This is a genomic window from Micromonospora echinospora (assembly GCF_900091495.1).
GTDB lineage: Bacteria > Actinomycetota > Actinomycetes > Mycobacteriales > Micromonosporaceae > Micromonospora > Micromonospora echinospora.
In genome coordinates, this window is record NZ_LT607413.1 from 2,025,243 (window position 1) to 2,039,830 (window position 14,588).

Below are 14,588 nucleotides of genomic sequence, written 5' to 3' on the forward strand. Positions count from 1 at the left end.
CCGGATGCGGGACGCGCTCCGCGGCGGGCAGCGGGTCGACCCGGACGACCTGATCACCCGCCTCGACGCGGTCCGCCGGTTCCTCACCGCCGTCGACGGCCACCTCCCCGACGAACGGCTCGTCCCGGCGCACACCCTGGTCGAACGGGCCGGCACCCGACTCGCCCTCTCCCGCGACCACACCGTGGTCGCCCTGGCCGGGGCGACCGGCAGCGGCAAGTCCAGCCTGTTCAACGCGCTCGCCCGGCTGGACCTCTCCCCGGTCGGGGTACGCCGGCCCACCACCGGCGTGGCGCACGCCTGCGTGTGGGGACCACTCGACGGCGCGACCCGGCTGCTCGACTGGATCGGCGTGCTGCCCCGGCACCGGTTCATCCGGGAGAGCGCCCTGGACGGCGACGACGAGTCCGCCCTGCACGGACTGGTCCTGCTCGACCTGCCCGACTTCGACTCGGTGCAGCATGCCCACCGGCTGGAGGTGGACCGGCTGCTCGGCCTGGTCGACCTGGTCATCTGGGTGGTCGACCCGCAGAAGTACGCCGACCGGCTGGTGCACACCGCCTACCTGCGCGAGTTCCACCGCCACCGGGACGTCACCCTGGTCGTGCTCAACCAGGCCGACCGGCTGCCCCCGGCCGAGGTGCCCCGGGTCCTCGACGACCTGCGCCGGCTGCTCGACGCCGACGGCCTGACCGGGGTGCCGCTGCTCGCCACCACCGCCGTCGACCCCTCCGGCACCACCGAACTGCGGGCCAGCCTGGAGTCGACGGTCGCCGAGCGGCAGGCGTCCCTGCGGCGGCTGGCCGGCGACGTCGACACCGTCGTGGAGCGCCTCGCCGACCTGGTCGGCCCGGAACCCGCCGGTGCCGGGCCGGACACCGCCGGCAGCCGTGTCCTGACCGACGCGCTGGCCGGAGCGGCCGGGGTGCCGGCGGTGACCACGGCGGTCGAGGCGGCGTACCGGCACCGGGCGGCGAGCGCCACCGGCTGGCCGCTGGTCCGGGGCTGGCGTCGTCTTCGGCCGGACCCGCTGCGGCGGCTGCACCTGCCCGGCCCGGGCGGGGCCGGCGGGTCGGCCGACGAGTTGAGCGCGAAGCCGGTCGCCGCGACCTCCGTACCCGACCCGACCGCCGCCCAGCGCTCGGCGCTGGGGCTGGCCGTCCGGGCGGTGGCCGAGCGGGCCGGCGGCGACCTGCCGGGGCCGTGGCCGGCGGCGGTCACCGGCGCGGCCCGGTCCCGCCTCGGCGACGTGCCGGACGCACTGGACCGGGCGGTCGCCGGCACCGACCTCGACGTGCCCGAACGGCCCCTGTGGTGGCGGCTGGTCGGCGCGCTCCAGTGGCTGGTGACCCTCACCGCCGTCGCCGGGCTGGCCTGGCTGGTGCTCGGGTACGCGTTGCGCGCCCTCGGCCTGCCCGATCCGGACGAGCCGATGGTCGGCGAGGTGCCGCTGCCGACGCTGCTGCTGCTCGGCGGGCTGCTCGCCGGACTACTGGTCACGGCGGTGACCCGCCCGGTCGTCCGTTGGGCCGCCCGGCGCACCCGGCTCCGCGCGGAGCGACGGCTCACCGCCGCCGTGGCAGGGGTCGGTGCGGAGCACGTGCTGACCCCGGTCCGCGCGGTGCTCACCTCGTACGCCGACGCCCGGGACGCGCTGCGGGTGGCGGCCGGAAAGAAGTGATCCCGGCCTTCCTCCCACCGGGGTTCCGGCGGCGTAGGGTCGATCCATGGCCACGACTCACACCCCCTACGACGCGGTACTGCACGCAGCCCGCGACGTGAGCCGGCTCGACTGCGCCCTCGACGCCGAGATGCTCGGCACGGCACTGCTCGGCAGCGTCTACGCGGTCGCGGAGTCCGACCGCAGCACGGCCGTACGGGAGTTCGTGAGCGGCTTCCTCGCCGCCACGTCCCGTCGGCGGACCGCCTCGGCCACCACCATCCGGCGGGTGTTCGCCCGACTCGTGCCGGACGCCGAGGGCGCCGACCGGGTCAAGCCCGGCGCGCAGGCCCCGTCCTGGTCCGACCAGCTCGGCCGGGTGCACCTCACCGGCTGCTGGGCCTACGGCGACGTGTACGGCGACCAGACCTCCTACCTCGCCACCTTCGCCTACGACGAGGCGGCCGGCGGGCCGGAGCACGCCATGGTCGCCCTGGTCGACCACAACATCGGCATCACCAAGGACATCTTCGTCGGCGGACCGGCCGAACGGATCCTGGAGCAGGTCCGGCAGATGTGTGCCACCGACGAGCTGACCTGGTTCCGGACGGAGGACCCGGCCCGGCTGCACAGCGAGGTGTCCCGCCACCTGGCGATCACCGACGACCTCGGCGACCTGCCCGGCGAGGGTTCCCTCGCCACCGACCGGACGATCGCCGGGGCCCGGCTGGCCCTGCTGCCCCGCCCGGTCCGGACCCCGGTGGACCCGGAACCGCTCACCCCGGCCGAGCGCACCGCGCTGGTACGCCAGTTCCTCGCCTCGCCGGAGGCCGCCCGGTTCGGCCTCGACACCATGGACGGCCCGGAGCTGGCGTCCCTGCACTTCTGCCTGAGCCTGCTGCTGGACCACGCGGCGAGCTTCCCGGACGCCGACCCGCTGCGGTGGAGCCCGACGGTGGCCGAGCTGTTCCTGCTCGACTGGGTGCACCGGCGGGCCGTGCTGGACATGGACGACGCCGCCCTGCTTCCCCGGGTGCTGCGTGCCTGGGCCGGGTACGCCGCACGCCGGCGCGGCCTGCCCGAGTCCGCGGCCAGCCAGACGGACAGCGCGATCGAGGAGATGGTGCCGGAGTTCGCCCGCCTCTACAGCACCGGCGAGCGGCGCAGTCCCGCCACGGCAGCGGTGGCCCAGCTGATGGCCGACGGCGTCGATCCCGACGACCCGGAGGCCCTGCACGCCTGGATCGAGGCCAACCGCCACCACCTCACCGACGACTGACCCACTCCGCCTCCGCCGGGCCCTGAGGTGCCCTGCGGCTAGTGGGCTCCGGTCACCAGTGCCAGGTGCCGGGCGGCGACGGAGAGGGTGATCCGCTGGCCCCAGGCCAGGGTGAGCCGGTCCGACTCCAGGCCGTCGGCGAAGGCGACCAGACCGTCGGACTCGGCGGTCAGCTCCAGGGTGCCGTCCGTGCCCAGCCGACCGGCGGTGAGGCTGGCCCCGGTGACCGGCGACGGCCAGGCCTCCCGGACGAACCAGCAGAGCGCCGGTTCGTCCGGGGTGGGCAGCCGGGGCGGGTCCGGACGGTCCCGGGCGATCGAGGCGCACCAGCCGGTCGCCCCGGTGCCGCTGCTCACCACCAGGCCGGAGGAGGACTGCCGCTCCCGTCGGGTCCGCCCGCCGGCGTTCTCGGCGAGCAGGTACCGGGCGGACTGGTGGGACACGTGACCGACGTACACCTCGTTGAGGCCGACCAGTTCCTGTCCGTCGTCGAGGACGGCGCGCGCCATGGTCCGCCGCTCGGTGGTGGCCCGCCCGGCGACGACCGCCCGGAGCAGGTCGGCCACCTGGTCGGGCGTGGAGCGGACCAGGATCCCGGCGTTGCGGCCGGGATCGGGGTCGACCCCGACGACCGGCTGCCGGTCGAGGTACTTGGCGACGTTGGCGACCAGCCCGTCCGGGCCGACCGCGACCACGACGTCCTCCGGGGCGAAGAGGAAGCGGGGCAGGTCGTCCCGGTCGACCGAGCCGCGTCGCCAGTCGGCCGGTACGGCCGCGCCGACCGTGGTCAGCGCGGTCTGGAGCAGTTCGTGCCGGTGGATCACCTCGGCCAGGTCACCGCCCCGGGCCTTCAGGTACCACGCCGCCGCGGCGCGGGTGCCGTGCCGCGCGAGCAGGTCGTCCAGCTCGCTGCGCCGGCTGACGACCACGACCCGGGGGGCCAGGGTGGCGCTCACCGGTCGCTCCCGCCGAGCCGGGTCAGCAGGTCGGCGAGCAGGTCCGGGGTGACGGTGAGCTGACCGATCTGCGGCAGCTGACCGGCCAGCTCGCGCAGCGCGAGGGCGTGCAGCACCTCGACCGGGAGCTGGGCGTACGCCGCCAGCCTGGCCGTCTCGGACTCGGCCTCGGCCTGGCCGAGCACGCGTACCCCGTCGGCCTTCGCGGCGGCGAGGACACGCTCCTTCTCGGCCTCGGCGGTGGAGAGCACCCGGGCACGTTCGGCGGCGGCCGCGTCGGCGACCTTCTCGCGTTCCGCCTTGCCCTGGGCGGCGGCGAGTTCGGCGGCGGCGTCCAGTTCGGCCCGACGGCGGGTGTTCGCGCCGTGCTGTTCCACGAGCTGCTGTTCCCGACGGGCCAGCTCGATCTTGTTCTGGAGCTCGTTCTCGGCGATCGAGCGCTCCTGCTCGACGGCCTGGGCCCGGCGGGCGTACGTGGCCCGATCGGCCTCGACCTGCACCGCCTCGCGGGTGGGGGTCTGGAGTGCCCGTTCCAGTTCCGGTTCGGGACGGATGGCGACCACCCGGGCGCTGACCACGGCGACCCCGACGTCGGCGAGCCGGGGTTCGGTGCCGAGGGCGGCCGAGACCGCCTCCCGCACCGGGGCGATGGTGGTGAGCGCCTCGGCCAGCGGGACCCGGGCGAGCAGGTCGAGGGCCGGTTGCTGGGCCAGTTCGGCGAGGAGCGTGGCGACCTGGTCCAGCGGTCGGGCCCGCGCCACGCCGGTGCGCGGGTCGACGGAGAAGTCGAGCCGGGTGGCGGCGAGCGCCGGGTCGGCCACCCGGTAGGTCACGGTGGCCTGCACGGTGACGTCCGCGAAGTCGCCGGTACGGGCGTGGAAGAGCAGGGGCAGTTCCCGGTCGTCGACCGGCACCTCGCTGAGCACGGCGTGCAGCGGCCGGTACCAGAAGGACAGCCCGGTGCCCTCCCGACGGACCCGGCCACCGGTCGAGTGTCGTACCCAGCTCGTCGGGGTGCCGCGCAGGTGCCGCAGGAAGAGTCGTCGCGAGACGTCAGCCATGATCGTCCTCCCCTTTTTCGTCCCACCGACGATAAAACGTCTGGTAGATTATCGTCAAGGTGGTGATAAACACGTGACCGAGTACCCGCCGTTCGCGGTGACCGCCGACCTGGTGGTGCTGACCGTCCGCACCGACGAGCTGCACGTGCTGCTGGTCCGGCGGGGGGTGGCACCGTACGAGGGCTGCTGGGCGCTGCCCGGCGGGTTCGTCGGCATCGACGAGGACCTGCCCGACGCGGCCGTTCGCGAGCTGACCGAGGAGACCGGCCTGCCCGAGCCGGCCGGGCACCTGGAGCAGCTCGGCACGTACGGCCACCCGACCCGGGATCCGCGCGCCCGGGTGGTGACCGTCGCCTGGCTCGCCCTCCTGCCCGACCTGCCGGCCCCGGTCGCGGGGTCGGACGCGGCCGCCGCCGACTGGGTGCCGGTCAACCGGCTCGACCGGGCACGGCTCGCCTTCGACCACGGGCGGATCCTGACCGACGGGCTGGAACGGGCCCGGGCCAAGCTGGAGTACACCCCGCTGGCGGCGGCGTTCTGCCCGCCCGAGTTCACCGTCGCCCAGCTGCGCGCGGTCTACGAGACGGTCTGGGACACCACGCTCGACCCGCGCAACTTCCATCGCAAGGTCACCGGCACCCCGGGGTTCGTCGAATCGACGGGACGGAGCACCGAGGGTGAGCGGGGGCGTCCGGCCCAACTCTTCCGGCGCGGCCCCGCCACCCTGTTGCACCCGCCGATGCTCCGCCCGTCCGCCTAGAGCCTCGCCCGGTCCTCAGCGCAGCGGCGTGTAGACGGTGACCGCGACAAGGGCACCGAGCGCGGCGCCGGCCAGCACCTGGCCGACCGTGTGGTCGCCCAGGCGCACCCGCGACCACCCCACCAGGACGAGCAGGGGCGAACCGGCCAGCAGCCCTGCTCCCAAGGTCGACGCCAGGACGACCAGCGCTCCTGCGGCCACCGCCGTGTGGATCGACATCTTCCACCAGTGGCTCACCGACACCGCCACCACCAGCCCCACCACCCCGGCGGCGACCAGGGCGAGCACCGGCCGGGGCGCGCCGAGGGCGGCGAGCAGGACGAGCCCGCCGGCCGCCGACGTGATCCCGACCAGCAGGGGGATCCGGCGCTGCTCGCGGATCCGCACGTGGTGGTCGGTGAGCCGGCCCCGGCGTACCCCGCCGAGGATGTAGGCGATCGGGATGCCGCTGGCGAAGACGGTGGCGAGCAGACCCCAACCCAGGCCACCCACACCACTGCGGGCGCTGTGCCAGCCGACCGCGACGAGCAGGACGCTGACCAGCACCGCCGGGGCGGTGGCCTCGGTGACGACCCGCGCCAGCCGCCCGCCCGCGCCGGGGCGCGTACCGTCCGGCGTCGCGGTCCGGTCCTCTGACGCGCTCAGGGTCCGGTCACCGGACCGCGCCCGGGGCGGACGACGGCGGTGGAACGGGGGACGGCGACGGGACGGCCGGCGAGGGAACGCAGGTCACACCGGTCGACTCGGCGCACGTGCCACTGGGTGTCGGAGTGGGCTCCGGGGGCGGCGTGGGTTCCTGACCCGGATCCGGGGAGCCGGTCGGGGCGGGCGTCGTCGGCGTGGGGGCCGCCGTGGGGCGGGGCGTCCGGCTCGGTACGGGCTTCGACGGAGCCGGCGGCCGGGCCGGGGGCGCCGTTCGCGGGTGCGCCGACGGTGACGGGCCTCCGACCGGAACGGCGGACGTGGCGCCACCGGCCGGCGAGTGGATCGGGGCGGCGAAGCCCGGGGACGCCGGGCGGGGCGGCCCGACCACCACCGGCCCCCGCGAGGGCGTCGGGATGAACGGAGTGTCGGCTTTCGGCAGTGCGGTGCCCCCCACGGTGGCCGAGCCGGCGCTGATCGCGGCGAGGATCGGCATGGAGGCGGTGCCGGCGAGCAGGGCGACGGTGAACAGGTAGCCGCGCGTCGGGCCGGGAGAACCCGGGGCCCGGTGCGCACCGACGACCCGCCGGTAGCCGGCCGCCCCGGCGGCGCGGTGCCGACCCAGCAACGGAGGACCGGGACCGTCGTTCTCGAACACCGGGGCCCTCCTCCTGGTCAGGTCGCAGGGAAAACGGGACGAGCCGCTCTCCGGCGGTCATCTCTCTCCCGGACCAGCCTGGACCAGTCACCCTCCGTCCGCCACCCTGCACAGCGTGTCGACACACCCTTTCGTCCGACGCCGTGCCGCCCCGCGCCGGAGCCTCGCGGACCGGGCGATCGGACAGCCCGTCGTCGATCAAGGCAGGCGTAGTGTGGGCCCGCTCACCTCATTCTGCGAATATGGACCCACACGACGGCGACGCAGCCGTGGCCCTCGCACACCCGCGGAGGCTCGGCCGGCTGCCGTCGCTCCCGAACCGGGTTCGGCCAGAATCCGGCTCACGCCGCACGGCAACCCCCACAAAGGGGCCAGGGGCGGCTGCCAGGAGACCCCCCGGCACCTGCCGGGCGGGCGCACGAGTTGCGCGGTCGGGCAATCCCCGGTGCCGGCGCAGACACGACAGGGAGAGACGGATGGCAAAGGGCGACCCCGGGGTCACCACCCGCAGCAGACGGGCGGCACCCAGATCCAAGCGGGCCGCGGCGAAGGGCGCCGACCCGGAGCTGGTGCAGTTACTCACCCCCGAGGGTGAGCGGATCGAGAGCGTCACCGGTCCGGACGGTGTCGAGTACCGCGTCGACTTCACCGACGAGGAGTACCGCGGCCTCTACCGGGACCTGGTGCTCGTGCGGAAGCTGGACGCCGAGGCGACCGCCCTGCAACGGCAGGGCGAGCTGGGCCTCTGGGCCAGCCTGCTCGGCCAGGAGGCGGCCCAGGTCGGCTCCGGGCGGGCGCTGCGCTCGCAGGACATGGCCTTCCCCACCTACCGGGAGCACGGCGTCCTCTACTGCCGGGGCATCGACCCGATCATGCCGCTCGGTCTCTTCCGTGGTGTCGACCAGGGCGGCTGGGACCCGAACGAGTTCAAGTTCAACATGTACACGATCGTGATCGGGGCGCAGACCCTGCACGCGACCGGGTACGCCATGGGCGTCGCCATGGACGGCAAGACCGGCGGCGACGACGGCGAGGCGGTGATCGCCTACTTCGGCGACGGGGCGACCAGCCAGGGCGACGTCAACGAGGCGTTCGTCTGGGCCAGCGTGTTCAACGCGCCGCTGGTCTTCTTCTGCCAGAACAACCAGTACGCGATCTCCGAGCCGCTGGAGCGGCAGACCCGCGTGCCGCTCTACCGCCGCGCCGCCGGCTTCGGCTTCCCCGGCGTACGGGTGGACGGCAACGACGTGCTCGCCTCGTACGCGGTGACCCGGCACGCGCTGGACAACGCCCGCAACGGGCAGGGCCCGAGCCTGATCGAGGCGTACACCTACCGGATGGGCGCGCACACCACCTCCGACGACCCGACCCGGTACCGGATCGCCAGCGAGGTCGAGGCCTGGCAGGCCAAGGACCCGATCGCCCGGATGAAGGCGTTCCTGGAGAAGCAGAAGATCGTCGACGCCGACTTCTTCGCCGAGGTCGACGAGCAGGCCCGCCGCGAGTCGGTCGACCTGCGGGAACGGGTGCTCGCCATGCCGGACCCGGAACCGGTGACGATGTTCGACCACGTCTACCCGAACGGGTCCCCCGAGCTCGACGAGCAGCGGGCGCAGTTCACCAAGTACGAGGCCTCGTTCGAGGGGGGTGCCCACTGATGGCCACGGAGACGCTCTCCATCGGCAAGGCCCTCAACACCGGTCTGCGCCGGGCCCTGGAGCAGGACTCCAAGGTCGTCGTCATGGGCGAGGACGTCGGCAAGCTCGGCGGCGTCTTCCGGATCACCGACGGGCTCCAGAAGGACTTCGGCGACCAGCGGGTGATCGACACCCCGCTGGCCGAGTCCGGGATCATCGGCACCGCGGTCGGCCTGGCCATCCGGGGCTACCGTCCGGTCTGCGAGATCCAGTTCGACGGCTTCGTCTACCCCGCGTACGACCAGATCGTGTCGCAGGTGGCGAAGATGCACTACCGCTCGCGCGGCAAGCTGAACATCCCGATGGTGATCCGCATCCCGTTCGGTGGGGGCATCGGCGCGGTGGAGCACCACTCCGAGTCGCCGGAGGCGTACTTCTCGCACACCGCCGGCCTCAAGGTTGTCTCCTGCGCCAGCCCGCAGGACGCGTACGTGATGATCCAGCAGGCCATCGCCTCGGACGACCCGATCGTCTTCCTGGAGCCGAAGCGGCGCTACTGGGAGAAGGGTCCGGTGGAGCTGGACGCCCCGCTGTCGGAGGCGTACCCGCTGCACGCGGCCCGGGTGGTGCGGCCCGGCACGGACGTCACCGTGCTGGCGTACGGCCCGATGGTGCGGACCTGCCTGGACGCGGCGACGGCCGCCGCCGAGGACGGCCGGGAGCTGGAGGTCGTCGACCTGCGCACGCTCTCCCCGCTGGACCTGGCCCCGGTGTACGAGTCGGTGCGCCGCACCGGCCGCTGCGTGGTCGTGCACGAGGCCCCGGGCAACCTGGGTCTGGGCGCGGAGATCGCAGCCCGGGTCACCGAGGAGTGCTTCTACTCCCTGGAGTCCCCGGTGCTGCGGGTGACCGGCTACGACACCCCCTACCCGGCGGCCCGGGTCGAGGAGGAGTACCTGCCCGACCTCGACCGGGTGCTCGACGGCGTCGACCGCACCTTCGGCTGGTGAGCGGCATGTCGCGGATCAAGGAGTTCAACCTGCCCGACCTGGGTGAGGGGCTGACCGAGGGCGAGATCCTGGCCTGGCTGGTCAAGGTCGGGGACGTCATCGAGCTGAACCAGCCGATCGTCGAGGTCGAGACGGCCAAGGCGGCGGTGGAGATCCCGGCCAAGTGGGCCGGCCAGGTGAGGTCGATCTTCCACCCGGAGGGCTCCACGGTCGAGGTCGGTACGCCGATCATCGCGATCGACACCGACCCGGGCGCCGGGCCGGTGGAGGAGGAGGCCACTCCCACCCCGTCGGCTGCGGCGCTGGCGGCGGTGGACGTGGCCCCGAGCGAGGGCGCGGTCGAGCCCGGCCTGATCGGTGGCCCCGCCCCGGGCGGTCGGACGGCCGTACTGGTCGGCTACGGGCCGCGCAGCACGGCCGCCAAGCGCCGCCCGCGCAAGGCGACCGGTCCGGTGCCGGCGCAGACCACGCCGGCACCGGCGGCCCAGCCCGTGCCCGCCGCGCCGGCGGTGCCGGTCGCCCGCACCGCCCCGGTCACGCCCCGAACCGCCCCGGCGGCCAACGGAAACGGCACCGGTGCGCTGGTGCTGGCCAAGCCGCCGGTACGCAAGCTCGCCCGGGATCTCGGAGTCGACCTCACCACGCTGACCGGGTCGGGTCCGCTCGGCTCGATCACCCGGGAGGACGTCCACCGGGCGGCGGACGGGGCCGCGACGGCGACGTCGACCGTGGTGGCGACTCAGGCGACCACGGCGGCGGCCTTCGGCGCGGACCGCGAGCGGCGGATCCCGGTCAAGGGCGTGCGGAAGCTCACCGCCGAGAACATGTCCGCCTCGGCGTTCACCGCCCCGCACGTCACGGAGTTCCTGACCGTGGACGTGACCCGGGCGATGAAGGCACTGGACCGGCTCCGCGCCCGGCGGGAGTGGCGGGACGTCCGGGTCTCGCCGCTGCTGCTGGTCGCCAAGGCGGTGCTGCTGGCGGTCCAGCGGCACCCGATGGTCAACTCGACCTGGGCCGGCGACGAGATCGTGGTCAAGGAGTACGTCAACCTGGGCATCGCGGCGGCCACCGAGCGCGGCCTGATCGTGCCGAACATCAAGGACGCCGGACAGCTCTCGCTGCGGGAGCTGGCCGACGCGATGACCGCCCTGGTGCAGACGGCGAAGGCCGGGAAGACCTCCCCGGCCGACATGTCCGGTGGCACGCTGACCATCACCAACGTCGGTGTGTTCGGGGTGGACACCGGTACGCCGATCCTGCCCCCGGGCGAGTCGGCGATCCTGGCGTTCGGCGCGGTCCGCGAGATGCCCTGGGTGCACAAGGGCAAGGTCAAGCCGCGTCAGGTGACGACGTTGGGGCTCTCCTTCGACCACCGGATCATCGACGGCGAGCTCGGGTCGAAGTTCCTGCGGGACATCGGTGACTTCCTGACCGATCCGGAGGCGGCGCTGCTCGCCTGGACCTGACACGTTCCACGGCTACGACGGCCGGTGCGCCGGGGTTACTCCCGGCACACCGGCCGTCACCGTATGACCATACGAAACCTCGGCTCAACCCGCCGTCAACCTTCGATCGTTCGGCTGGTGTCCCAGCTCACCTTGGAATCGTTGGAGTTCGACGCGGATATGCGCTTCAATGGAGGCACGACGGGCTGACAACCGAATAGCCAGCGAGGAGAGACCCATGAGCATGATCGAGCGAATCCGCAACCGCCGCGACGCCAACCGCCGCGCCCGTGCCATCGAGCACGCGCTGCGTTCGGCCAACTCGCCTGCGGTCCGCGACGAGATCCTCGCCATCGCCCAGCGTCACATGACCATGCGCTGACGGCTACGACTTTCTCACCTCCTCCCCATCGACGACCCGCCCGGGCCCCGGGCGGGTCGTCGGCTTTCAGACCCTTCGGCACCGGGATTCCGCCCTCGTACGAGCGCCCGGTACGGTGGGGCACGGTCGTTCCCGCCCCTGCCGGAGGACGTCAGGCGGATAGAAACCGCTCGACACCATCCGGCGACGCGGAGTGACGGCCGGTGCTCCCCGAGTGCCACGGGCGGCCACCGGATACGGTGCGGGGGAGCGCGGCAGGGCCGGCCAGCCGGCTATGCCGGCGAGCAAGCCGACGGCACCCGATCGGCGTCGGCGGCCGACATGTGATGGAGGAGGCGCAGCCATGACGTCCGAGGGCCCGCACCACCCCGGCCAGGAGCCGGACCAGGTGTCGCCGGGCGCCGGTGGATCGGCGCCGTACGGCGACCGGTCAGCGCAGCAGGAGAACGGGTACGGCACAGCCGCCCCCGACCTGGGCTGGGCACCGCCACCGCCGGCCGCGCGACCGAACTCCCCCGCCCCGGCGTGGAGCGCGCCCGGCGAGGCGCCCCCGACCGTGGGTTGGAAGGCACCCGGCGAAGCCCAGCCCGGCCCGTGGGGGCCGCCGGCCGGATCGGGCCAGCCGTGGGGTGGCCCGGCCGGGCAGCCGCAGCCGGGCACCTGGAACCCCCAGGCCGACCAACAGCAGCCGACCACCGCGTGGGCCGCCGTGCCGCAGACGCCGCCCCGGGGCGAGTCCCCGCAGCAGGGTGGAGCCCAGCCCGGCTGGGGTGCGCAGGGCGAGTCCGCCCCGCAGAACTGGCCGGGACCGGGTGCCCCGCAGCAGTCCTGGCCGGCACCTGACGAGCAGCCGCCGGCCAGGAGCCCGCAGCAGCCCGCGCCCTGGGGGCCGGCCGGCGACCAGCCGCCGACCGCCTGGAGCCCGCAGGGCACCCCGCCGCCAGCGAACTGGGGCCCGCAGAACGAGCAGCCGGCCGGCTGGGGCGCGCCGGGCGACCAGCCGCAGCAGGACGACTGGGGCGGCCGGGCCCCCGGCCCGCAGCAGGGCGAGCAGGCTCCGGCGGCCCGGGGCGCGGCGTCGGTCCGCCCACCGGCGGACCCTCAGCCTGCCTGGGGTGCGGCCCCCGCCCCGCATCCGGGCGGCCAGCAGCCCCAGCCCTGGAGCCCCGCCGACGAGCAGCCGCCGACGGCCGCCTGGGGTGCCGCGTCCGTGCCGCAGCAGGCGGAACCGCAGCAGTCCGGGTGGGACTCGCCCGGCGACCAGCCCCGGCCGACCGAGGCGTGGCCGCCGGCCGAGCCGCCCGCGCCGCCGGCCCGCGCCACCGCCTCGGTGGGCCGCGCCGACGTCCCGGCCTGGGGCGCCGGAGTCGCCCGCCCCGGTGACGACGCCGTCCCCGCCCGTCCGGTCGTTCCGGATGGGGAGCCGTGGTCGGCCGACGAGGTGTGGGGCAAGGCCGGATCGGATCCGGCCCCGGCCGAGCCCGCCGGGCCGGGCTGGGAGCCGTCCCGCGCCGAGAACCCGCCGGCCTACCAGCCGGCCCCGGGGCCGGGCATCTCGCCCGCCAACGCCGTACCGCTGCCTCCCCAGGAGGCGCGGGTTCCCGGTGCCAGCCTGGCCGCGTCGCCGCCGGCCGACTACGCCCCGCCGGCGCCGTTCGCCCCGCCCGCCGACCAGCCGCCGTACGGCGAGCCGGCCGGACGCGAGAGCGGGTACGACGCGCAGCCGGTCGACGGGTGGGGGGCCGAGGCCGCCCAGGCCGGAGCGCAGGGCATTCCGCACCCGCGTACCTCACCCGAGTCCATCGGGGGCGACGCCGGTGGCAGCGTCTCGGCCAGCGCCTCCGTACCGGTTTCCAACCGGGTGGCGCCTCCGGCCGACCAGGCCCTGCAACAGCCCTCCATGCCGGCCCCGCAGCCGCGGGTCTACGGCCGCCCGGCCCGGTCCGCCGACGGTCCGGACCAGGCCGAACACGGCGGCCAGCCGGAGCCCCACCGCTTCGGCCCGGACGGCGACACCGGCGGCCGGTTCGACGGTGAGCCCGAGTCCCGGTTCGACGCCGCCCCCGGTCGCTTCGACGGCGCTGCCGATCCCCGTTTCGACGGCGGGCAGAACTCCCGCTTCGACGCCGGCCCCGGGGACCGCTTCGACGCCGGCCATGGCGAGCGGTTCGACGGTGGAGCGGGCAACCGTTTCGACGGCGGGCCGGCGGACCGTTTCGACGGCGGCCCCGGGGACCGCTTCGACGGTCCGGGGCGGTTCGACACCGGACCGGGTCCCCGGTTCGACGAGCACGACCAGCGGCACGACCGGCCCGGCTTCGGGGACGCGTCGGCCTCCGCCGCGTCCGCGCCGGTCCCGCAGCCGGCGCTGCCGCCCTTCCCGCCCGGTGTGCCCACGTTCAACGACCCGATGAGCAACCAGCGCCCGGTCAACGGCACGAAGCCGCACGGCGAGCCGGCCCGTTCCGGTGACCGGTACGGCGGGGCGGCGGCACCGGTCAGCCCCGGCGCCATGGGCCACGACCCGGGTCATGGCTCGGCGGACGCCACCCGGGGCTTCCCGGCGGCTTTCCCGGCCCCGGGCGACCAGCCGGACCGTCCGCTCTGGGACCTGGGGGACTCGCCCCAGGGCGACCAGGGTCGGTTCGACGCCTTCAAGCCGGAGGCGGCCGAGAGCAAGCCGGCCGAACCGCCGACCCCGAAGGTCCGCAACGGACGCGTGCTGCTGGCGGTGCTCACTGCGGCCGTGCTCATCCTGGTCGTGCCGCTCGGCGCGCTCTGGGCGCTCGGCAAGCTCGGCGGCTCGGACGAACCCGCCTTCAACCCGGCCGTCGGTTCCTGCGTGAAGCAGGCCGGCGAGGGTGCGGTGGCCGCCGACTGCGGCGACCAGGGCGCGTTCAAGATCGTGTCGAGGGTCGACGACAAGGCCAAGTGCACCGACGCGACCCAGCCGCGCGTGGAACTGCCCGGCAACTCTCCCACCCGGGTGCTCTGCCTGGGACCGGCCACCTGACGACCCGACGACGACGTGCGGCGGCCCCCTGGGGTCCGCCGCACGTTCCGTTTCACCCGCCGATGCGACTCCGGACGGTGGA

12 protein-coding genes are annotated in these 14,588 nt (G+C 74.8%); 9 read left to right on the forward strand and 3 right to left on the reverse strand.

The features are described 5' to 3' along the window. Positions 1 to 4: 4 nt before the first annotated feature. Both GA0070618_RS09265 and GA0070618_RS09270 read left to right on the forward strand, forming a co-directional pair. On the forward strand, positions 5 to 1,681 hold the full coding sequence (locus GA0070618_RS09265; RefSeq protein ID WP_088985399.1) for a GTPase: 1,677 nt from the start codon (positions 5 to 7) through the stop codon (positions 1,679 to 1,681). A gap of 46 nt (positions 1,682 to 1,727) precedes the next feature. Then, positions 1,728 to 2,939, forward strand: coding sequence for a hypothetical protein (locus GA0070618_RS09270; protein ID WP_088981280.1), 1,212 nt, complete (start codon positions 1,728 to 1,730; stop codon positions 2,937 to 2,939). Positions 2,940 to 2,977: 38 nt separating this feature from the next. Here GA0070618_RS09270 and GA0070618_RS09275 read toward each other — a convergent pair whose 3' ends face one another. Together GA0070618_RS09275 and GA0070618_RS09280 are read right to left on the reverse strand one after the other, a co-directional pair. Further along, positions 2,978 to 3,895, reverse strand: coding sequence for an NAD(+)/NADH kinase (locus tag GA0070618_RS09275; RefSeq protein WP_088981281.1), 918 nt, complete (start codon positions 3,893 to 3,895; stop codon positions 2,978 to 2,980). Next, positions 3,892 to 4,956: an SPFH domain-containing protein gene (locus tag GA0070618_RS09280; protein WP_088981282.1), complete on the reverse strand. Its 1,065-nt coding sequence runs from the start codon at positions 4,954 to 4,956 to the stop codon at positions 3,892 to 3,894. Before GA0070618_RS09280 ends, GA0070618_RS09275 begins: the two co-directional genes overlap by 4 nt. A gap of 73 nt (positions 4,957 to 5,029) precedes the next feature. Between GA0070618_RS09280 and GA0070618_RS09285 the strand changes: the two genes are divergently transcribed. Then, positions 5,030 to 5,716: an NUDIX hydrolase gene (locus GA0070618_RS09285; RefSeq protein WP_231931668.1), complete on the forward strand. Its 687-nt coding sequence runs from the start codon at positions 5,030 to 5,032 to the stop codon at positions 5,714 to 5,716. 15 nt (positions 5,717 to 5,731) lie between these two features. Here GA0070618_RS09285 and GA0070618_RS09290 read toward each other — a convergent pair whose 3' ends face one another. Then, positions 5,732 to 6,262: a phosphatase PAP2 family protein gene (locus GA0070618_RS09290; protein ID WP_231931669.1), complete on the reverse strand. Its 531-nt coding sequence runs from the start codon at positions 6,260 to 6,262 to the stop codon at positions 5,732 to 5,734. 416 nt (positions 6,263 to 6,678) lie between these two features. On the opposite strand from GA0070618_RS09290, the gene GA0070618_RS33370 reads away from it, so the two are divergent. The 6 genes from GA0070618_RS33370 to GA0070618_RS09315 all read left to right on the forward strand — a co-directional run bounded on the left by GA0070618_RS33370 (position 6,679) and on the right by GA0070618_RS09315 (position 14,506). Continuing rightward, positions 6,679 to 6,894: a hypothetical protein gene (locus tag GA0070618_RS33370; RefSeq protein WP_143740325.1), complete on the forward strand. Its 216-nt coding sequence runs from the start codon at positions 6,679 to 6,681 to the stop codon at positions 6,892 to 6,894. A gap of 598 nt (positions 6,895 to 7,492) precedes the next feature. Further along, positions 7,493 to 8,674, forward strand: a complete 1,182-nt coding sequence (gene pdhA / locus GA0070618_RS09300) for a pyruvate dehydrogenase (acetyl-transferring) E1 component subunit alpha (protein ID WP_088981286.1) — start codon at positions 7,493 to 7,495, stop codon at positions 8,672 to 8,674. After that, complete coding sequence (locus GA0070618_RS09305) at positions 8,674 to 9,663, forward strand: alpha-ketoacid dehydrogenase subunit beta (protein ID WP_088981287.1); 990 nt, start codon at positions 8,674 to 8,676, stop codon at positions 9,661 to 9,663. The genes pdhA and GA0070618_RS09305 overlap by 1 nt, the downstream gene beginning before the upstream one ends. A gap of 5 nt (positions 9,664 to 9,668) precedes the next feature. Continuing rightward, positions 9,669 to 11,132, forward strand: a complete 1,464-nt coding sequence (locus tag GA0070618_RS09310; RefSeq protein WP_088981288.1) for a dihydrolipoamide acetyltransferase family protein — start codon at positions 9,669 to 9,671, stop codon at positions 11,130 to 11,132. 217 nt (positions 11,133 to 11,349) lie between these two features. Beyond that, entirely contained in the window at positions 11,350 to 11,493 is a 144-nt protein-coding gene (locus tag GA0070618_RS33975; RefSeq protein WP_170107854.1) for a hypothetical protein, read from the forward strand. Positions 11,494 to 11,836: 343 nt separating this feature from the next. After that, the gene (locus GA0070618_RS09315; RefSeq protein WP_088981289.1) at positions 11,837 to 14,506 is read left to right on the forward strand and encodes an LppU/SCO3897 family protein; all 2,670 of its coding nucleotides are present in this window, start codon (positions 11,837 to 11,839) and stop codon (positions 14,504 to 14,506) included. Positions 14,507 to 14,588 lie beyond the last annotated feature (82 nt).

What these genes read in the sequence shown, in the direction of transcription:
- GA0070618_RS09315 (WP_088981289.1), top strand. Translation starts at nt 11,837, where the DNA reads ATGACGTCCGAGGGCCCGCACCACCCCGGCCAGGAGCCGGACCAGGTG.
- GA0070618_RS09305 (WP_088981287.1), top strand. Translation starts at nt 8,674, where the DNA reads ATGGCCACGGAGACGCTCTCCATCGGCAAGGCCCTCAACACCGGTCTG.
- GA0070618_RS09280 (WP_088981282.1), bottom strand. Translation starts at nt 4,956, where the DNA reads ATGGCTGACGTCTCGCGACGACTCTTCCTGCGGCACCTGCGCGGCACC.
- GA0070618_RS33975 (WP_170107854.1), top strand. Translation starts at nt 11,350, where the DNA reads ATGAGCATGATCGAGCGAATCCGCAACCGCCGCGACGCCAACCGCCGC.
- pdhA (WP_088981286.1), top strand. Translation starts at nt 7,493, where the DNA reads ATGGCAAAGGGCGACCCCGGGGTCACCACCCGCAGCAGACGGGCGGCA.
- GA0070618_RS09270 (WP_088981280.1), top strand. Translation starts at nt 1,728, where the DNA reads ATGGCCACGACTCACACCCCCTACGACGCGGTACTGCACGCAGCCCGC.
- GA0070618_RS09265 (WP_088985399.1), top strand. Translation starts at nt 5, where the DNA reads ATGCGGGACGCGCTCCGCGGCGGGCAGCGGGTCGACCCGGACGACCTG.
- GA0070618_RS09310 (WP_088981288.1), top strand. Translation starts at nt 9,669, where the DNA reads ATGTCGCGGATCAAGGAGTTCAACCTGCCCGACCTGGGTGAGGGGCTG.